Genomic DNA, 20,764 nt, shown 5'->3' on the forward strand with positions numbered 1-20,764 from the left:
CTTTGAAAAACAATATGTCGCTTAATGCGGTGTCCAGTCTAACTGGAGCAGATCAGCCGTACATATAATTATTAGATTTCAAATGCGATAAGAAAACTCTGAACGGCGCAAGAAGCGTGAGAGTCAGTTGGAACAAGGATTTTAAGGACAAAAGATGAGAATACTACCTTTAGAATTAACTACACGTATTATTAACTGCGTATTATGTACGTTATGTTAAATGGATTTTTATGTTTATAAGGCAGGTATCTTTGTGTGATGCCCTGCCTTTGTATTGTGCCGATATTCTCTAATTTATACTGTGTATTTAACCATACTGGCTATTTACCATAAAATACCTAATAACCAGTGATAATAATCTTCGATTTTAACCCTGGTATTAGTTAGAGATTAACCGCCAGCAAATTTAACTTTGTAGCCTTTCTTTTCAAGGTGCGCTTTGATCTTGTCGCGCGCGTCACCTTGAATTTCGATGTTGCCATCTTTTACTGAGCCACCGCAGCCGCAAACTTTCTTGAGTTCTGCTGCCATTAGTTTTAATGGTGCGTCATCTAGGTCTAAGCCAGTTACGACAGAAACGCCTTTGCCTTTACGGCCTTTGGTTTCTTTTTGGATTCGAACGATACCATCGCCTTTAGGACGTTGGACTTTCTCTTCTTCAGGCTTAATGCGACCTGTTTCTGTTGAATATACTAGGCTCATAATTTACTTCTTTTGTTGCTCTGCTTTTTGTTTTGCGAGTAAGTAAGCTTCTATATGGCGTTGGATTGCAACCTTGCCGCCTTTGATTAAGCGACCGTTAAACATGCAATACCACGCATTAGGCTCACCGGTGTCATTCTTGATTTGGTAGCCGTTGAAGTTTTCAGTCGAGCCACCAGTTCCTCTCGACTTATTTAATGACATGAATTCTTTTGGATCAATAATAGATGCGGTATCAATCCACCAATCAATACTCTTTTTCACGGCAGCTAGGTTGCCCTGAATAACGTTGTTTTTTAACTTAGCACGCCAAACTGTGTTGTTAGCATCTATCGATTGAAGATGGACGCTTCGGTAAATTGAATTAGCCATATCTATTAATCATCTTTCTGTTTTCACCGCATTAATCATAAGTATACTAATAATGATATCAAGCATAATATGGTAAAAACACCTGTCGAGGTATGGTAATTTGAGAAAAAAAGTCCCTATTTTAACTGACTCTGTGATAATTAATTCATTTGTTGAAAAATTAAACAGCAACGCGACAATAGAAATTATAGATGAGTTGACAGGATTTCAATACTCTCGCAATTCACTGTTGGGCATTTACAGTGATTGGAATCGCTATCATGCGTTCTGTACCAAACATCGTATTAACACACTTCCCGCATCTATAACCGCTGTTCGTCGTTTTCTTGAAACGGAGTCTAACGATAGAAAATACGCATCGCTAAAACGTTACACTGCAACGCTTAGCATGTTACATACTGTGTTGAGCTTTGCTAACCCGATCAAGCACAGGCAAGTTCGCTTTACCCTACTCCACTTACAATCTCAAATGGCCGGTGACGCTAAACAAACCAATGCTATGACATCTGTGCATCTCACTGATTTGAATACGTTACTCTCCCATGAGAAAGCAAACCTGAAAGAGATCAGAGACATTGCTATTTATAACGTGATGTTCGAGTGTGCTTTAAAGCGCTCAGAGCTTAAGTTGTTATCGATGAGTGATGTTGAGTACGTTGAAGATCATTACCAAGTAACAGTCAAAGATTCGGCTTATCAGTTGTCACAAATAGCCAGTGTTGCACTTCAACGTTGGCTTTCGTTTACTGGTATACAAGATGACTTGCCAGTATTTCGTGCGATAGACAAGCATGAGAATATTGGTTTGCAGCCTTTAGATGATTCGTCCATCTATAGGATATTGAGAAGAGCTAGCGACTTACTTCAACTGCCAGAAAATCACCATTTCTCTGGAAATTCGATTCGTGTTGGTGCTGCACAAGAGTTGTCGAAACAAGGTCTTAAGGTTAGAGAGATTCAGGACTTTGGTCGCTGGCTTAGCCCTGCCATGCCAGCCCAATATGTGGGTTTCACGGGAACGGCTGAGAGTGAGAAGATGAAGTTTAAGGCGCTAATACCTTGGCAATAAACGGTTCGTAATTACTTGGATATAAGTTGTGGCTAAATGATAGATTCGTAAAAAACGGCTAGCTTTAAAAACAAAAAGTGCCTTGGCGAAAGCTTAAGGCACTTTTGGGTTCAGCTCTAAGTGAACGAAAACGAGTTAGAAACCTAAGAAAGGCTTGTTCTCACGCAGTTTTCTAAGAACTGGCTGAATTTGTGGCCGTCATGCTCAACCATTTTAGGGAACATGGAGATTGGCGTCATACCTGGGAAGGTGTTGACTTCGTTCAGGTAGATCTCGTTGTCTTGCGTTAAAAAGAAGTCGATACGAGACAAGTGACGAAGCTTCATCTGGGTGAAGACTTTTCGTGCGCTGTCTGCAATCAATTCACGCTGTTCGTCAGTTAAATTACTTGCTTCAACTTCAGTGATCGAGTGGCTGTCTGCACTGTACTTCTCTTCGTAAGAGTAAAATGCGCCATTCGGTGCAATCACCTCACCCGGCTTGCTGATGTGTAGCTCGCCATCGATTTCATAAGCAGCAATTTCTAGCTCTCTAGGCACCACTGATTTCTCAACCAATACTTGGTCCGAGAAAGTGAACGCCTTGTTGATAGCCTCGCTTAAATCTTCTACTTGGTTAACTTGGTAACAACCTACAGAAGAACCTTGACGAGCCGCTTTCACAAACACTTTACCCCACTTTTCAAATACTTGAGTTGCTTGTGAGTGAGCTTGATCATTGTTGTCTGATAAGAACAGGTACGGCGTGTTTGGAATACCAAGTGCGTCGTACCAAAGCTTTGACGTGATTTTGTTAAAGCTGTTGTTGCTTGCTTCTGGACCACAACCTAGGTATGGAATTTTAGCCATTTCAAACAGTGATTGAATGTCACCTGTTTCACCTGGGAAACCGTGTATGCAAGGCACAATGAAATCGACTTTAGATGCTAAATTGTCACCGCGTAAGGTTTGGTCGTTAATATCAAGATAAACCAATTCACCTGAATCAAGACACCAGCCTTCGTTCTTAATTTCAACTCTTACAACGTTAAAATCTGCAACGCTATTCAGTTGTTCAAAAAGGTAATTGGCTGAAACTAAAGATACTTCATGCTCTGAAGATCCACCGCCGCAAAGTAGAAGGATGTTTGTGGTGTTCATGGGTAAATTCGGTCCTTGAAACTAGGAGTACTGACTTCAATGATAAACAAAAGTCGAGATAGGTACAGTGTTTTGATTGTTAAAATTGCGTTCGAAAGATCGAGCGATTAACTATTAAACAAAACAGCGAGTCTTAAAACAAAAGAAGGAGCATTTGCCCCTTCTTTATGAATCAAAACTTAGTTCAACTTGTTAAGCGTTGGGTATTCAGAGTTCTTGATGTCATCAATGCTTTTAACGAACGGCTTCAAGTTTTGGAAAGTGTTCGGCAGTGTTGAGATTGCCTTTTTAGCTTCTAAGCGTGTTGCGTAGTCACCATAAAGTACCGTGAACCACTTAGTGCCGTTAACCATTTTGTAGTTTTCCCAAACTGGCTGAGAAGTCGTAGGTAGCATTTTCACGAAAGAATCGACTTTACTTTGGCTGCCAACAGCAACAACTTGAACTGTGTAACCAAAACGCTGGTTCATGTCTTGTTGTTTCTTCGTTGGTCCTGTCACTACTGCAACTGGCTTAGCTTTAGTCGTTTGAGTGACTTTCTGTTCAACAGGTTCAGTTCTGATCACGTTGACAACGTTTTCTTCAACAACGCCTGTTTGCTCAGATTGAGATACAACTGGAGCTTCAACTTTGGCCGTCTTGTACTCTTCTTGATAACTATCTGAAGTGACATTGGTAACGTAGTCGTCAGATACACACGCAGCCAAGAGCAGTGGCAAAGTCACAATTGCAAATTTTTTCATGGAAAGCTCTATATCCTTAATAATAATTACTATAAATCATGCCGATACGTCGGTTTAGAATCAAGTTAACTTTGGGATTATACACCATTAGTGGGTGACCTATTTCACAAACTTTATGCAGTGTTTGCTTATTCATCTGAATTCGGTGAATTTGCCATCAACCTGTGAGTGCAAAGTAAGTTACGATGAACTTACGTGCATTGCTAGGATATGTCTATGAATCATCTTGATCCCCTACTTAAACCCCGTTCAATCGCTGTTGTTGGTGCTTCTCAACGAGAAACACGCGCAGGATATATTGTTATGAACAATTTGTTGCATGGGGATTTTAAAGGTGCGGTGATGCCGGTTACGCCGAAATATGATTCAGTGGCCGGTGTGCTTTCTTACAAGAACATTTTGTCGTTACCGATTGTTCCTGACCTCGCAATCTTGTGTACCAATGCGACCCGTAATGTCGCTATTTTTGAAGAACTGGCTGAGAAAGGTATAGCCTCTGTCATTGTGCTTTCTTCAGACATGCAGCAAGAAAGCGATAATGGTGAGACGTATGATGAACGATGCCTAGCGATTGCCAAAAAACACAACATTCGAGTGTTAGGTTCCAATAGTTTGGGAGTAATTGTCCCTTGGTTAAATTTAAACGCCTCATTCTCTCCTGTGACAGCATTACCCGGTAAGATCGCCTTTGTTTCTCAGTCTGCAGCTGTGTGTACCACTATTCTCGATTGGGCTAATGACAAAGAGATCGGTTTTTCGGCGTTTATCTCTATAGGCAATGGTAGCGATATCGAATTCTCGGAGTTATTGGATTATCTCAGTACCGACTCTCACACCGAAGCGATATTGCTTTATGTAGACAGCATTACTGATGCGAGGCGCTTTATTTCTGCAGCGCGTGCGGCTTCGCGTAACCGACGAATTTTGGTGTTGAAAGGCGGTCGAACGGCGAAAGGCAGAGCCGCAGCAATGGCTCACACTGGCGGTGCCGACACATTAGATATTATTTATGATTCCGCAATCCGACGCAGCGGCATGCTACGAGTTAAGAACTTACATGAACTGTTTGCTGCGGTAGAAACACTGACTCATTCAGTACCATTGCGAGGCGAGCGCTTGGCTATTGTTACTAATGGTGGCGGCCCTGCGATTATGGCTGTGGACACCCTATTTGACCGCGGTGGTAAGCTCGCAGAGTTTTCAGAAGAGACACTTGATAAGTTGAACAAGGTTTTGCCATCGAGTTGGTCTCATAGCAATCCTATCGATATTGTCGGCGACGCTGGTGATCAACGTTATATCGACACTATAAACATCTTACTCGATGGCGATGAAGCAGACGCGATTCTTATCATGCACAGCCCTTCAGCGGTCGCACATTCCGCTAGAACGGCAGAACGAATTATTGAAGCGATTAAGAAGCACCCTCGCCACAAGCGCTTTAACATCCTGACGAATTGGTCTGGTGAGCTAACAGCAAGGCCCGCACGAAAGCTGTTTACCGAAGCGGGTTTCCCAACTTATCGGACCCCTGAAAGCTCTGTGGTCGCATTCATGCACTTAGTCGAGTACAGACGTAACCAACGTCAGTTAATGGAAACGCCGACCACTGCAGAAAAAGTACACATTGAAGATCTAGCAGATGCGAAAGGTTGGATAGAAAGAAAACTACTGGATAAAGATACAGTTAGCCTTGATACTCACCAAAACAGTCAGTTTTTCAAGAGCTTCAACCTCGATGTGTTACCAACTTGGATCGCTTCTGACCCAAGTGAAGCGGTACACATCGCTGAAACGATCGGTTATCCCGTCGCAGTAAAATTACGTTCGCCGGATATTGCACATAAGTCAGACGTACAAGGCGTGATGCTCAATTTGCGAAACAGCAGTGAAGTTGCCAATGCGGCTCAGGCAATTCTCGATCGTTCTCAATTATCCTTCCCTACAGCAAACATCCACGGCTTGTTAATTCAAGGTATGGCTAAGCTCGCGGGCGGCCAAGAGTTGCGTATTAAGGTTACAACAGACGAAACCTTCGGCCCAATCATATTACTTGGACAAGGTGGTTCGGAGTGGGATGAGTCGATTGATGCCGCAGCTGCTTTTCCACCGCTCAACATGACACTGGCGCGTTACTTGATTATTCGAGCGATAAAAAGCGGCAAGATTCGTCTACAAAAACTCCCTAACCCCATCGATATAGAAGGTTTGTCTGAGTTATTGGTACGTATATCGCAAATGGTAGTGGATTGCCCTGAAATACATGATTTGGATATCCATCCAGTACTGGCCAATGGTGACAAGTTCACGATATTAGATGCCGATATCATCTTGAAAGCGTACGAAGGCGATCCACAGGAACGTCTTGCGATTCGCCCTTATCCGGTCGAGCTTGAAGAACGTATCCAGCTAAAAGATGGAACCGAAGTGTTGTTACGCCCTATTCTTCCCGAAGATGAACCGCTTCATGCTGACTTCATTAACCGTGTGTCTAAGGAAGATCTCTATAAGCGTTTCTTTAGTGATGTCGGTGAATTCAATCATGAGGCGTTGGCGAATTTCACTCAGATTGATTTCGATAGAGAAATCGCCTTTGTGGTCGTTCGCGAGGAACAAGGCGTTCCAGCGATCATCGGCGTGTCCCGTGCGCTGATTAACCCTGAGAACACAGACGCCGAATTCGCAATATTGATTCGTTCTGACCTTAAAGGTGTTGGTCTAGGTCGCATTCTTATGACTAAGGTTATCGATTACTGCCGTGCGAAGCAGACTAAACAGATGTCGGGCATGACGATGCCAACGAATAGAGGGATGCTGACACTAGCCCAAAAGCTCGGCTTCGAGCTAGATATCAGTTTTGAAGATGGTACTGCAGATATGGTGTTACCGTTACTTTAACGCCCATGTCTTTTTAAGATGTTGGATACACCAAGACTTGGCGTCGCCCATTTTGTTGCGTCGCCAAGCCATAACAATATCGATCGGTTGTGGTTCTGTACCGGAGATCTGCTGTAGTACGCCAGATTCAATCAAAGGTTTAGCGACACTATTCGGTAAGGTGCCAATCCCTAGTCCTGATGTCAAAGCCTCTACTTTCGCAGGAAAGCTTGTCACGGTTAAACGTGGCTGTTTCTCTAGAATATTGATGCTTAGTGCTGGCTGATCGCGTGCGGTGTCTGCAATGGCAATAACCCTGTAACTTTCTCTCGCCTTCTGATCGAATTCACCAGAACGATTGTGAACATAGTGGCTTGATGCCGCGACCCACACCATCTCCATTTTACCAATTACGTCACTTTTCATATCGTTTGGAATTGTATCGAGCTTAGGGCATATCAATAAGTCAGCACGACCATCTGTGAGAGATTCCCAACAACCCGCTAAGATTTCCTCTTGCAAACGAACGCGTGTTTTACTGATTTTTCCTAGTTCATCTACCAGTGGGAAAAAGTTAGCAATCGGGATAATGCCATCAAAGGCGATAGTTAGATCTAGCTCCCAACCATTAGCAAGAATACTCGCATCGTTAACGAGTTGTTCAGTCGCACCAAGAATTATCCTGCCTTGTTCTAGTATTAACTGCCCCGCTTCCGTGAAATTTGCACGATGCCCAGACCGATCAAAAATCATGATGTCTAGATCTTGCTCCAACTTCTGAATTTGGTAACTCAATGATGATGGCGCTCGGTCCATTTCATTCGCTGCTGCGGCGAAACTTCCACGACGATCGATAGCATCTAGTATGTGTAATGCTTCAAGTGTTATTGGGCTATGCATAGCTTTCCTACTATAAATTGAGATTTACATCACAAAAACAGAAGCATTCACAGAATGAATGGAACTGAATAAGTCTTTTTAATACAAGTGATTAAGAGCATTAATTATGAATTAGTTGATAAAGTTGAAAATTAATTAAATGCAAATAATAGTAATTATCATTTAGATCCAATATCATCTTCGCAAATCAAGATAATACTATGGAACTAAGGTAACTATCAGATGTATAAGCAATCCCTACTCTCTGCTTCAATCGTTTTAGCGCTTTCATCAACGTCAGCCTTTGCTGAAGATTATGCCCTATTTGATGAGGTTGTTGTATCCTCGACGCGCACGAATCAAACACTTATCAATACAGCGGCTTCTGTTGCAGTCATCTCCGATGAGCAAATCGAAGAGAACATGGCAAAAAATGTTAACGAAATCTTCGAATACACTCCAGGTGTAACGATGAACTCGAGCTCTCGACAAGGTGCACAAACCATCAACATTCGTGGCATGGAAGGTAAGCGCGTAAAGATTTTAGTGGATGGCTCATCGCAACCAGGTTCATTTGATGGTGGCCCTTACGCATTTATTAACTCTAGCGGTATTTCAATCGATCCCGATATGCTGAAAAGTGTCGAAATTATCAAAGGTGCGGCTTCAAGTTTACACGGAAGCGACGCTATTGGTGGTGTTGTCGCCTTTGAAACTAAAGACCCTTCTGATTTCTTAAAAGATGGAGAAGACTTTGGCGGTCAAGCGAAACTGTCTTACTCTTCAGAAGATAACTCTTTCAGTGAGCACGTTGCATTAGCTAATCGATTCGATGACCTAGAAACATTGGTAGCCTACACTCGTCGAGATGGTGAAGAGTTGCAAAACTTCCGTAACCCTAACGACTTAGAGAACTACGCTGTAGAAGGTCAAGATACTTCAGCAGATAATCTTTTGGTTAAGTTGCAATATCAGTTAAACGAAAGTCATCGTATCGAGTTTTTAGCTGAGCTAATCAAAGATACTTCAGACTCTGACATCTACCACTCAAGCTACGATAGCTATACAGGTGCTGATGACACAACGCAAAATCGATTCGCTATTAAGCACATTTGGTTCGCTGATGGCACAATTGCCGATACTGTAACGAGTAAAGTATCGTACATTTCTAAAGAAGAGAATGGTGTAACTAAGCGCTTTAAACCTGCAGGCCCAGGTATGCCACCTTGGGTACCAGCTAACAACGACAACTTACAAACAAAAGACTACGAGTACACTGAAGATAAGCTTGAAATCGAGACTCAGCTAGATAAAGAAATTAACAACCATTACCTAGTGTATGGTGCAACTTATACACATAGTGACATCAGCAACACCAATATGGAGTATAACTCTGATCCTGCTACTGATAACCAACTTTATGTATATACTCCAGATGCTAAGGAGCAAAAATTTGGCTTGTTTATTCAAGACGAAATTAGCTTAGTGAATGACAAACTTATTGTTACCCCTGGTGTACGCTTTGACTATTTCTCAACTGATCCTGGTAACAACACCACTGAGACGTTGAGTGATTTCTCAGATTCTGCGGTAACTGGTCGTTTAGGTTCAACATACAAACTTACAGATACAGGCACTATTTTTGGCCAAATTAGCCAAGGCTTTAGAGCCCCTTCTTTTGATGAACTTTACTATACATATGATAACCCTGGACATGGGTACGTAAATGATCCAAATCCAGATCTTAAATCAGAAACCAGTATTTCATACGAGCTAGGCTATCGTCACAACACTCAAGCTTCATCATCTGAAATCGCGGCCTACTACAGTGACTACGATGACTTTATCGAGACAGTGGTTACGAAAAAGGTTGGTGGAACAACGCACTATTCTAACGTTAACTTGGATTCGGCAACGATAAAGGGGATTGAATTCTCGAACACGTTACTATGGGATGTCTTGGTTGGTGCGCCTAAGGGTATTTCAACTCACTTCGTAGCTTCATACACAGAGGGTGAGGACGGAAACGGAAATGCACTAAATAGTGTTAACCCTTGGAATGCGGTGTTAGGTCTTAACTATGATGCGCCAAACCAAAATTGGGGTACTAGCGTTAAGTTAAACTACACAGCTGACAAATCTGGTTCAGACATCAACTTCGATGACGAAAGTGGCGGTAACGCAGGCCAGGCAGAGCTTCCAAGCGCAACAGTTGTTGATTTAACAGCTTACTACAAACCAATGAAGGATCTGACGATTCGTGGTGGTGTGTTCAACTTAACTAACGAAGAGTACTACCGTTGGAATGATATTCGCGGTGATGATGAACTTTACAAAGAGAACACTCAAGCGGAAAGAAACTACGGTATTTCAGCTAAATACGAATTCTAACTCGTTAGAAAACTTAACGACAGAATCTGATACAGCAGAAACTAAAAAGCCAGCTTAATTGCTGGCTTTTAATTTATTTCACTAAAAAATTGTATAAAAAAGGTAATAAGTGAAATTACTTCTCTGCCATCTCTTTTTTAACCATTACTGCAGCAGCAACGATGAAAGTGATGATTAGGCCTAGTTCCATGATTAACTCCAAAGAAAATTAACATTAAACATATAATTCGCGAGCATAATAACACAGCGGATACAGAATGATACTTTTTAACCACTAATTTACTTTTTATTCGATTAAGATCAAAAAAGATGCCCGAAAGCATCTTTTAATTTTTGAATCATTCACGAAACCACTAGGTTAACCAGGGAATCCATTCGGGTTTGTTGACTGCCAGCGCCATGTATCTTCGGTCATTTCAGCCAATGTGCGGCTTGCATTCCAGCCCAGTTCTTTCTGAGCTTTAGCTGGATCTGCCCAACACTCTGCGATGTCACCAGGACGGCGTTCAACTAGCTTGTAAGGGATCTCTTTACCGCTTGCTTGTTCGAATGCTTTAACCATGTCTAACACACTTGAACCGTTACCCGTACCAAGGTTGTAGATATGAAGACCGTCTTTGCACCCTACTTTCTCAAGCGCTGCGATGTGGCCATCAGACAGATCCATTACGTGGATGTAATCGCGAACGCCAGTCCCGTCTTTTGTTGGATAATCGCTACCAAATACAGATAGGAATTCACGGCGGCCCACTGCTACTTGAGAGACAAATGGCATTAGGTTATTTGGGATACCTTGCGGGTCTTCACCTAGCTCACCACTTGGATGTGAACCTACAGGGTTAAAGTAACGCAGCAGTGTAATGCTCCAATCAGGATTGGCTTTTTGGAAATCGGTTAAACACTCTTCAACCATTAGTTTACTACGACCATATGGGTTGGTAGCGCTTGTTGGGAAGTCTTCAGTAATTGGCACACTTGCAGGATCACCGTATACCGTTGCTGAAGAGCTAAATACCAAGGTTTTTACACCCGCATCACGCATTGCATCAACAAGAACTAAAGTGCCGTTTACGTTGTTGTCGTAGTATTCAAGAGGCTTTTCCACAGACTCTCCGACGGCTTTCAGACCAGCAAAATGGATAACCGCTTCGATGTTGTGTTGCTTCATAGTTTCAGTCAAAAGCGCTTTATCACGAACGTCACCTTCAATGAAGTTGGGACGAACGCCCGAGACTTTTTCGATGCGCTCTAGAACGCTTGGTTTGCTGTTGTACAAGCTATCAAAAAGTACAGGTGTCATACCTGCGTTGATCATCTGGATACTTGTATGGCTACCAATGTAACCCATGCCACCTGTAACTAAAACATTCATGCTTAGCAGACCTTTTAATTAAAAATATTCAACCTATCACTTATGATACAACAACTTAGGGTGAGCTCACAAACACCGGTGCCTATTTACCCTCACGAGCGAACACAAACTGACCTTTTCCTTTGCGTTTCGCTTGGTACATAGCCTCATCAGCAACCTTTAGAATCACGTCAATATCACGCTCTGAGCCATCAACTAAATTGATACCTAAGCTCGCCCCAACATGAAGTGAACGCTGTTTATAATTCACTTCTTGCCCGATCAGATCCAACAATCGCTCGGCTAACTTCGCTAATAAGACTTTGTTTGTCTGTTTAATAATAAGAACAAATTCATCACCCGACAAACGTGCAACCAAATCCCCCGCTCTTACCTGAGATAATAACCGGTTTGACACTTCTTTAAGGATTTCGTCACCCGCATCGTGACCATAGTTGTCATTCACTTCTTTGAAGCCATCCAAATCCAAGTAAATAACCGCAAAATGCTGATTTGAATAGTGGCTCGACGTGACAACATCATCCATAACCTTATACAGCTGCGCTCTATTCGCTAACCCGGTTAATGCATCGTGATGAGCCAAGTGTTCGAGTCTTTCCATCTCTTTAACGTTGGATAAATCAGACAGCGTTAATACCATATCAAACTCGTCTTTCTCGTTGTCTGAGGCAATTCGATTCACTTTGACAAACATTGGAACTAACGTGCCGGACGCGCTTTTCTCCCACACTTCGCCTTGCCATTGACCATAGTTGTCTAACGAACTGCGAATTGTCGGCATCAATGATGAAAATTGCTGCCACGAAAATACTTCAAATGGTGTTTTGCCCACCAGCAGATCAGAGTGATAACCGAGAAGTTGTGTGATCGCCGGGTTAACCATGGTTATCACATTGGATGAGTTGAGCACGATCAAGCCGTCTTTACTGTTTTCGAAAACACCCGCAGCAATACGTTGGCGACTCATGGCCGTTTCTATGTCGGTGACATCTTGGATTGCATAAAGAATACGACCATGTTTTGTCAAAGAACGACTGCTCACACGGAGCCAGCGTTTTGATTGAAAGAGATCGGTGGTTTCCAGCAATTCGTCATTAAGTTCAATATTGGCATCAATAACATCTTGTAAGTAACCCGTTTGCTTGGTCGCGATCAACTCTTGGATCAACAAATTCTCAAGAAAGGCTTCCGAGCATTTAAAAATATCCCGAGTAGCTGCGTTCGCATGAAGAATGAGCCCTTTTTCATCCACCACCAACAAAGAGTGCTGAACGGTTTCAATGACCTCATTTGCGAATGATTTTTCTTCTTGTAACTTGTCTAACGTAAAATTGATTTGGTTATCGCGATGTTGAAGCCTTTCTAACATGGTATTGAAAGCTCGAACCAGATCGCCGATTTCATCGCGGTTCGTTACGACTAATTTAGGCTGCTTCGAACGACGCTCAACAAAGGCTTGCATCGCCTCATTGAGGTCAAACATCGGTTCGATAATCAAGCGTTGCACCAATTTGACCACTACTCCGCCTAACATCACCAGAAACAACAGGTAGACGACCGCAACCTTGAAAATATTCGTTAAGATCGAATTAAACGTCTCTTTCGATATTGTTACTCTCAAGTTCGCGATCACTGCGCCATCCAGTGTCACTGGAACGAGCAAGAAGATGAAATGCTCAGAGATGGCAAATTGATGATCGGCGATATCGTCTAATTCTTCTGCGTTTGGCCTTGGAAACAGAGTGTTGCTCACCTGATAGCTGGCAAAAAGCTGTTCGTTGATGTCATAGAGCTTCACTCTAACAATATCTTTATCTGCGACGAAAGCTGACAATATTTCCTGAGCCGATGACTTGTCTTCAAATAAAATCGCGGCTTGCAAGTTATAAGCAACACCTTGTGCTAGCACTTTAACACGCTGAATAAGACTCTCTTTCTCTCTCTCAAACGTGACAGTGTAATTTACCGATTGGATCGTTACAAAAGTGACTGCGATGAAGATGATAATGGGTAATATCAGCTTGTTTTTAATCGATATGTTATTAATGAAAGACAACATTATTGGCCCTCCACTATAGCGATTCGTAACAGGTTCGAGCCAATGACGTAGTCACCGCGCCTTGCGTTCTCTAGATTGATCTTAGGTTTGAGCTTATTATCGATGTGCGTGAGTTCAATGATTCCACCTAAGTCCGTAAAGTTAGGGATATCACTGATTGTCACAGTATGTGGCGAGTGCTCTTGACTAAGAAATTGGTCATTTTTACGGTCAGACAAATACGTAATATCACACTTAGAAGTAATCGACTGTTGAACTCGGATAGCGAGCGAACGAATAGATTTCCCCTCGGTAATTGACGTTAGCACTTGGCTTACCTTTTCATCGCCAATCACACAAAAGTTCACAGCGTTCATTGAGCTTTCATCATTCCAACGTATAAAATTTGCAATTCTAAACAGGTACACCGCTTTCACTTCATAAGTTTTGAAGCTAGCCGCTGAGGTGTTCAACGGCACAATAAGCATCGTTAAAGCCGCTAAGGCTAGTTTAGAGAAGCCGAGCTTAATGCGGTGCTTAAGCCATTTAGAATTCATGAGAGATCCTCACATACACCGATTCTTGATTGACGCTTTTCTGAGATGTGAATTCAGCTTGATAGCCGTCACTCTTACCTATATTTTCAACAACCACTTCAATTAAAGGTGCTGCGGACGATTTTTTCCATGCGAGACGCGCATCAAAGGTTATTTCATGTGGGTAAGACTGCCATTTATATTGAGTGCCATCGCCTGCTACCCAATAGTCTGGGTAATTCACATTAATGTACTGGCCTATCACATCGAATTGCCAACTTTCGGTGATATTCCACATCAACTGTGCCGTGGCTAAATGTTCATTATCAATATCGTAATAAACACTCATTTGAGGACTAGATTTCAGGTCATCACCTTTATTCTCACCTTCCAATGTCGTATAGGCGTAACTCAGGTAACTGGCTAAATCTGCGGTGAGTTGGTAACTCGCGCCTAACTCTAAGCCATAAGTTTTTGCTTTATAATCATCAGACAACGCACCGACATAGACATGATTCGCAGGGATATCATTCGGGTCATAGCTGTGAAAGCGAAGGTTGTCATGTTCACTCAGATAAATCGTTGCATCGAGTTCGAAATTTGAATTGTTTGAGTAGCGATAACCCATTTCCGCCGTTACGACACTCTCTGTTTCAAGACTCGAGCTTGATTTATATACATCTAGGTAGCTGTTGTTTGAGTCAGCATTGTAACTATTGAAATAATAGGTGGAATTGGAATCCATATAAGATGGTGCAACGACCGCACGGCTAAGCCCCGCCCATACGGAGTGACGTTGGGTGAACTTATATAAACCACGCAATTGAGGTGAAAGCTCAGTTGATTCATTCTGTGTAAAGTGTTCAACCTTGGCACCAAGAGTAATAGACAGCGCTTCCGTCATTTGAATTTGAGACTGTATAAAAGCGTTCGCAATATAATCGTTGGCAGATTGGATGTTGTAAGCTCGACCGTAGTAATCGGGATTGTACCAATCTACGTCCGAAACTTGGCTTGAGGAGAAATCAAGATACATATATCGCAGGCCACCACCGAGTGTTAGCTGATGGCTTTCCGATAGTTGGTTGATATAAGTAGAGTCAAAATCGAGGGTCGAATAGCTTCCCGGAGCGTCTGGCGCATTATCCTCATTATATTCACCCCATAACGAATATGAGAGTGTCGAACTTTCATCAAAATGGCGAGAGTCGTTGAATTGGACGTAAACAGATTGGCTCTTGTTATCGAAATCATTGGCTTGTGCCCCGACAAACGACCCTGAGTTATCATATTGAAACGTATACAATTCCGACTCATAAAAGCTTTTCTCACCACCGATACGTAATGACCAATTTTCTTCAGCATTACTTGGCTGAAACACCATCCCTGCCGTTTGTGCTTTCCATTTTTCAGATTCATTTGTGCGATATGTTGGTTCTTCTCGGTATTTATAAAAGGCACGAGCATTCACACTGTCGTTGAGGCTTAATCCCTGACGAACACTAAATTCGTAGTTATCAGTATTAGACGCAACACCGGAGAGATAAGTCCCCTGCGTATCATTGGCAGACTTAGTAATGATATTGACAACACCATTAACCGCGTTACCTCCCCAAATTGTTCCGCCGGGGCCTTTTAGTACTTCGATGCGTTCTATGTCGGAAAGCACATAATCAACGTCGCTCCAATACGTACCGCCATAGACTGGGCTAAACAAGCTTCGTCCATCCATCATCACGAGCATCTTGTTATATAGCCCATCATGAAAGCCGCGTGTCGAAACAAACCATGAGGTTTCATTGAATTTGGTGACTTTGAGTCCGGGTACAAGCGTTAGGACTTCAGCAATGGTTTTCGCGCCACTACGCTGAATTCGCTCATTAGAAAGTACGTACACCGACGAGGGAATGTCAGTGAGTTTTTGTGTCACTTTCGAAGCCGTTTCCATTTCGACATCTAACATAGACAACTCTTCAAGGCTCATCGACATGAGCTGGTCTAGAGAGTTTTCTTGAGCAGAGACAAAAACAGGTATCGTTAATGCTAGTCCTAAGCAAACCTGGCGGGATATCATGTGCTCACCTAATATACAGATAGATATTAATCCTTTAATCAATAGTTCAACTATATATGAAATGCCATACTGGTAAATCTACGGTGTCGAAAGTTTGAGTTAGGTCACTGTTTATTTATGGTATTTATAAGACCGTCATTACTTACCTCAACGTAAAGGATTAGCACCACGTGACAACGAAGATTTTGCTTAATTGCGACATGGGAGAAAGTTTCGGCAATTGGAAGATGGGCGATGACGAGTCGGTCATGGAATGGGTCGATATGGCAAACATCGCTTGTGGCTTCCACGCGTCTGATCCGCACGTTATGTCCAAGACGATAAAACTGGCGCAGCACTATCACACCCAAATTGGTGCTCATCCCGGTTATCAAGATCTCGTTGGTTTTGGTCGCCGTTCTATTCCACACACCATGGACGAAATCAGTGAGCTGGTTTGCTATCAAGTCGGTGCATTACAAGCCCTTTGCCGCTATCACCATACCACTGTTGGCTATGTGAAACCTCATGGCGCTCTTTATAACGATATGATGGCAAACATTGATGTGTTCAATGCGGTAGCCCAAGCCGTCGCTGAGTTTAACATCCCGTTGATGATTCTCTCTTCATCAGACAATCAACAGTATTTGGATATTGCTGACGACCATGACTTGCCTCTCTTGTTTGAAGCGTTTGCCGACCGTGCTTATTTAAATAACGGACAATTAGCGCCACGTACTCAAAAAGGCTCGGTTTACGTCAATCAAGACGATATCTATAACCAAGTTATGCAAATCATTAACTATGGCTCGGTTACGACTTTAGAGGGCGAAAGACTGCCTATTGAAGCTGATACTATCTGTGTTCATGGTGATAACCCTCAATCCATCGCATTAATTAGAAAAATCAGACAAGACCTCAACGCTTTTAATTAGTATGAAGCGTGTGATTGGTATGACGCATGGTCTAATCGCTCGTGAGATCTAATTGATTTGTATTGGCTTGGACACGGAAGTGAGACACGCCAAGTAAGCTAAAAAAGGCAAGATAACAAACGTATGGAAACGAAATGACGACGAATCAGATTGAATTCAATATAGCGCCAGTCGCGGAATGCAGCGTTTTGGTGACCTTGACGCTATCGCCTTCAAATAATCAATCTAGCGCCGAATATGCGCAATACATAGCTCACTTTTCCGATGCCATTCGCCAAAACTTAGCATCGGTGTTGATGAATGTGACACCGGCTTACCAAACAATATTGGTCGATTACCTCCCTTATCGAATATCAGAACAGCAGCTCATTGAACAGCTCAATAATTTGTTGAGTCATGCTCTGTCGTCCTTTTCTAGTGTTAGTAAAACTCGCGATACGATTGAGCTTCCTGCCTATTACTCACCAGAAACGGCGCTCGATTTAGACCGATATCAAAACAAAGGCCTGTCGCTCGACCAGATAATTCAACATCACACCTCACAGACATACAGCGTCAGTGCGATTGGGTTTACGCCTGGCTTTGCCTTTATGTCGGATGTGGTTAATGAGCTTGCCTTGCCCCGTCACTCCACACCCCGCTTAATTGTGCCCAAAGGCAGTATCGCCATCGCGGATACGAAAACAGCTGTGTACCCTTCGGATTCACCGGGCGGTTGGAATATTATTGGCAATTGCCCACTTCCGTTGTTCGATCATAGCCAGTTGAAGAACGCCGATATCACGCAAAGACCACTGTCTCTGCTTAATGTTGGTGATACCGTCCGTTTCATAGCGATTTCAAAAAAAGAATTTGTAGAGTTGGGTGGAGGCATCGTAAATGGCTAAGACAAAAACTAAACCAACACTGACAGTGATTAAGCCCGGCCCGTTGAGTTTGATTCAAGACTTTGGGCGATTTGGTGTTGCTCATCTTGGATTAACGCAAGGTGGACCGGTTGATGACTACTCTTATAGCTGGGCTAACCATCTATTGGGCAACCCAGTCAACCAAGCGGCGTTGGAAATCACGCTTGGGCAATGTGCGTTGAGAATCGATTTTGATTGCGAGATGGCACTATGCGGGGGTGATTTACAAGCGAAACTCGATGGTAAACCACAGGCTAACTGGAGCACTTTTCAAGCTTTTAAGGGGCAAGTTCTCTCATTTGGTTTGCCTAAAAATGGTCTAAGGGCGTATTTAGCCATTAAGGGCGGTTTCGATGTTCCATCAACTCTTGGTAGCTGCTCTACAGTCACTCGTGAAAAGATTGGTGGATTAACGCAAGATGGAGAGCCATGCCAACAAGGGCAACAAATAGCTTTTACCCAGCACCAACTATCACATTCATTTAAAGCGGTAAGTGTTACCTTCCGATACACGCCTGATTACAATCTACCCGTGAACCTACGAGTGATTGAAGGCTATCAAAGCGAGCTATTCTCCGAGTCAGCAAGAGAGATTTTGTATAACGCGCAGTATCACGTTGACCAAAACTCAAATCGGATGGGTTATCGACTCAGTGGCGAACCCGTCGACTCGCCTGACATTTCGCTATTGTCAGAAGGCATTGCCTTAGGTACGATTCAAATTCCACAAGATGGACAGCCTATCGTGCTGCTTAATGATAGACAGACCATAGGTGGTTATCCGAAGATAGGATGTGTCGCCAGAATCGATTTACCACGCTTGGCGCAAGCAAAACCTGGACATGCGATATCGTTCAGCAAGGGCGATCGCTTGGGCTTACAAGATGTTTGGTGCCAATGGGCTCAGTTTTTCGGCTATTAGTTATTGCGATGTGTTATGTGCTAAATGCTATGTAGCTGAGGTTCGGTATCTAAGCAGATGTTGAAATGAAGATTCGGCTTACCTATTACAGTAAGCCGAATTGAAGAAATTAAACGCAGTCGATGATGATAGACTAATTATAGGCTATTAAGCGTGATCTAGACCTGACACCTTGGCAAGCGCTTCTGGGTATCCACGTTCTTGTGTCAAATCTATCGCTCTGTTTTCAATATCATTTAGATTAAGTGACATTGTCACTGAGTGTGTGTCTTCAATAGATGCCGCCTCTGATACATCAAACCATTGCTCAGCGACCTTTTGTGCCGCTTCTAATGTTGAAGAAGCTTTTACTACTTCAAGTCGAGCATAGCGATCCCCACAGAATGAAACGTCTGAAGCTCTTAAGCTTGGATCGGTTCCCGGAATCTGTTGTGCACCAAACAAAGGTTTACCACCGACCAATGCAGAACTGAAACTTGGGATGAACTGAGACATATGCGTTATTGCCGCGCGAGTTCTTAATTCAAGCTGATCTTCACTCCAACCCGATACGATTTTCTTAAGCAGCTTCGAAGGCAACTGTGGCTGTGACGAGTCTGTTGACGATGAAACAAGCCCACCCTCAAACAGAGTAATCCCTTCTGTCATGCCGTGAAGTTGGAACACACCATCAGCATACGGCGTTAATTGCGCCATGCCTTGCGGTGTGCCTCTCGGGCCATGGAAGATAACTTCTGGCCACTCTTCCTTACATTCTTGCGAATATGGCCACTCTGTAACGTATGCAGCTTTAAACTCAACAAGTCTTTGCTGCTTAGAGCCAACAAAGTCATCTACGATACCCGTTTCAAACCCACTCGCATTAATCAAGTAATCGGTCGTTAGTTGGCAGCTTTGGTTTTCGGCATCGGTATAAGTCAAAGACCAACCTTGACCTGTCGACTCAACAGATTGTAATCGGCTGTTGGTTAACACAGTACAGTTAGCTTGTTGCCCCAAAGAGAGTTGAGCGGTCGCAGAAAGTCGGAATACGCTCCAGCCATACTCTTGGACCATCGCAACAGGATACTTTAGGGTCTCTAAATCCGTATGCTTGGCGAAAGGAATACACCAATCATCAAGCGATGTTGGTTTCAGAGGCTGTGTTTTCGCAGAAAGTGCTAATAAATCTTCTTTGCTGTACAGCTTATAATACTCTTCCGGATCACCGAGCACTTGGTTGCTTTTATCTTGTTTAACAAGATCGGCATAAGCGCTTTTGATTATCTTGAGACGAGGAAGCAGATCCAACGGCTCTCCACCATCACTGTGCGGAACGGCGATGATTGTCGGACGAATATTGATCGTATGAGGGAATAAGCGGACGGTATCAATTGACTGTGTGAGCAATTGAAGACACTGCTCTACAGAAATATCTCGATACAAATTGCCGCCAGCGTGCAGGTGGCAAATTGGTGGACCATTAACCAAACTCGGCCCTTTTTCTAAGATAGTGACCTTAAAACCCAACTCACTAAAGTGAATCGCGCTCGTTGTTCCGGCAATACCACCACCAACAATGGCAATAGAAGGTTGATTTGTATCCGTTTTGTTGTGGTTCATCGTGTTCTGTAGAATAAGATTAACTGCCTCTATTCTACTTTTGTTCTGCGATGAATTAAAACACATTTTTATCAAGGTCTTAGATAGGCGGGATTTAATATCTATGTAAAAAACATAAATAATCTCTTGACTCAATAACTCCAGATAGGGTTTTAAAGGTTATTCTAACAGTCAAATTTGTCCTAAGTGACGCCACATAAAGGCTGCCTCAGTACTCTTAAAACAT

At 42.9% G+C, this 20,764-nt stretch carries 16 protein-coding genes; 6 read left to right on the forward strand and 10 right to left on the reverse strand.

The annotated features are described in order from the left end of the window. Positions 1-390: 390 nt before the first annotated feature. Together yciH and AB6D58_RS18610 are read right to left on the reverse strand one after the other, a co-directional pair. Positions 391-702 carry a stress response translation initiation inhibitor YciH gene (gene yciH, locus AB6D58_RS18605; protein ID WP_008221404.1) on the reverse strand — a complete coding sequence of 104 codons (312 nt, stop codon included), beginning with the start codon at positions 700-702 and terminating at the stop codon, positions 391-393. Between the two features lie 3 nt (positions 703-705). After that, entirely contained in the window at positions 706-1,074 is a 369-nt protein-coding gene (locus AB6D58_RS18610; RefSeq protein WP_017060095.1) for a DUF3319 domain-containing protein, read from the reverse strand. Between the two features lie 100 nt (positions 1,075-1,174). Here AB6D58_RS18610 and AB6D58_RS18615 point away from each other — a divergent pair, with 100 nt between their 5' ends. Further along, positions 1,175-2,143: a tyrosine-type recombinase/integrase gene (locus AB6D58_RS18615; RefSeq protein ID WP_102320805.1), complete on the forward strand. Its 969-nt coding sequence runs from the start codon at positions 1,175-1,177 to the stop codon at positions 2,141-2,143. Between the two features lie 143 nt (positions 2,144-2,286). Here AB6D58_RS18615 and AB6D58_RS18620 read toward each other — a convergent pair whose 3' ends face one another. Together AB6D58_RS18620 and AB6D58_RS18625 are read right to left on the reverse strand one after the other, a co-directional pair. Further along, positions 2,287-3,282: a D-alanine--D-alanine ligase gene (locus tag AB6D58_RS18620; protein ID WP_372131564.1), complete on the reverse strand. Its 996-nt coding sequence runs from the start codon at positions 3,280-3,282 to the stop codon at positions 2,287-2,289. A 179-nt stretch (positions 3,283-3,461) separates the two neighbouring features. Further along, positions 3,462-4,025 carry an SPOR domain-containing protein gene (locus AB6D58_RS18625; RefSeq protein WP_017064585.1) on the reverse strand — a complete coding sequence of 188 codons (564 nt, stop codon included), beginning with the start codon at positions 4,023-4,025 and terminating at the stop codon, positions 3,462-3,464. 216 nt (positions 4,026-4,241) lie between these two features. Between AB6D58_RS18625 and AB6D58_RS18630 the strand changes: the two genes are divergently transcribed. After that, complete coding sequence (locus AB6D58_RS18630) at positions 4,242-6,923, forward strand: GNAT family N-acetyltransferase (protein WP_372158017.1); 2,682 nt, start codon at positions 4,242-4,244, stop codon at positions 6,921-6,923. Here AB6D58_RS18630 and AB6D58_RS18635 read toward each other — a convergent pair. After that, on the reverse strand, positions 6,915-7,802 hold the full coding sequence (locus AB6D58_RS18635) for a LysR family transcriptional regulator (RefSeq protein ID WP_372158020.1): 888 nt from the start codon (positions 7,800-7,802) through the stop codon (positions 6,915-6,917). The two genes, AB6D58_RS18630 and AB6D58_RS18635, sit on opposite strands and share 9 nt — an antisense overlap. A gap of 222 nt (positions 7,803-8,024) precedes the next feature. Here AB6D58_RS18635 and AB6D58_RS18640 point away from each other — a divergent pair, with 222 nt between their 5' ends. Next, a complete protein-coding gene (locus AB6D58_RS18640; RefSeq protein ID WP_010429656.1) occupies positions 8,025-10,172 on the forward strand; it encodes a TonB-dependent hemoglobin/transferrin/lactoferrin family receptor in 2,148 nt (715 codons plus the stop codon). A 358-nt stretch (positions 10,173-10,530) separates the two neighbouring features. Here AB6D58_RS18640 and galE read toward each other — a convergent pair whose 3' ends face one another. The 4 genes from galE to AB6D58_RS18660 all read right to left on the reverse strand — a co-directional run bounded on the left by galE (position 10,531) and on the right by AB6D58_RS18660 (position 16,192). After that, complete coding sequence (gene galE, locus AB6D58_RS18645) at positions 10,531-11,544, reverse strand: UDP-glucose 4-epimerase GalE (protein WP_017060088.1); 1,014 nt, start codon at positions 11,542-11,544, stop codon at positions 10,531-10,533. 82 nt (positions 11,545-11,626) lie between these two features. Continuing rightward, positions 11,627-13,603: a diguanylate cyclase domain-containing protein gene (locus tag AB6D58_RS18650; RefSeq protein ID WP_372158022.1), complete on the reverse strand. Its 1,977-nt coding sequence runs from the start codon at positions 13,601-13,603 to the stop codon at positions 11,627-11,629. Then, positions 13,603-14,139: a YfiR family protein gene (locus AB6D58_RS18655; RefSeq protein WP_372158025.1), complete on the reverse strand. Its 537-nt coding sequence runs from the start codon at positions 14,137-14,139 to the stop codon at positions 13,603-13,605. The genes AB6D58_RS18650 and AB6D58_RS18655 overlap by 1 nt, the downstream gene beginning before the upstream one ends. After that, entirely contained in the window at positions 14,129-16,192 is a 2,064-nt protein-coding gene (locus tag AB6D58_RS18660) for a TonB-dependent receptor plug domain-containing protein (protein WP_372158026.1), read from the reverse strand. The genes AB6D58_RS18655 and AB6D58_RS18660 overlap by 11 nt, the downstream gene beginning before the upstream one ends. A gap of 170 nt (positions 16,193-16,362) precedes the next feature. Here AB6D58_RS18660 and AB6D58_RS18665 point away from each other — a divergent pair, with 170 nt between their 5' ends. The 3 genes from AB6D58_RS18665 (at position 16,363) to AB6D58_RS18675 (ending at position 18,936) form a co-directional block, all read left to right on the forward strand. Next, positions 16,363-17,106 carry a 5-oxoprolinase subunit PxpA gene (locus AB6D58_RS18665; RefSeq protein WP_017060084.1) on the forward strand — a complete coding sequence of 248 codons (744 nt, stop codon included), beginning with the start codon at positions 16,363-16,365 and terminating at the stop codon, positions 17,104-17,106. Between the two features lie 134 nt (positions 17,107-17,240). Continuing rightward, a complete protein-coding gene (locus AB6D58_RS18670; protein WP_017060083.1) occupies positions 17,241-17,993 on the forward strand; it encodes an allophanate hydrolase subunit 1 in 753 nt (250 codons plus the stop codon). Beyond that, the gene (locus tag AB6D58_RS18675; protein ID WP_372158028.1) at positions 17,986-18,936 is read left to right on the forward strand and encodes a biotin-dependent carboxyltransferase family protein; all 951 of its coding nucleotides are present in this window, start codon (positions 17,986-17,988) and stop codon (positions 18,934-18,936) included. The genes AB6D58_RS18670 and AB6D58_RS18675 overlap by 8 nt, the downstream gene beginning before the upstream one ends. Positions 18,937-19,083: 147 nt before the next feature. Here AB6D58_RS18675 and AB6D58_RS18680 read toward each other — a convergent pair whose 3' ends face one another. After that, positions 19,084-20,538, reverse strand: coding sequence for an FAD-dependent oxidoreductase (locus tag AB6D58_RS18680; RefSeq protein ID WP_372126397.1), 1,455 nt, complete (start codon positions 20,536-20,538; stop codon positions 19,084-19,086). Positions 20,539-20,764 lie beyond the last annotated feature (226 nt).

It is taken from the genome of Vibrio sp. 10N.239.312.D08, assembly GCF_041466145.1.
In the GTDB taxonomy this organism is placed as follows: Bacteria; Pseudomonadota; Gammaproteobacteria; order Enterobacterales; family Vibrionaceae; genus Vibrio; species Vibrio crassostreae_C.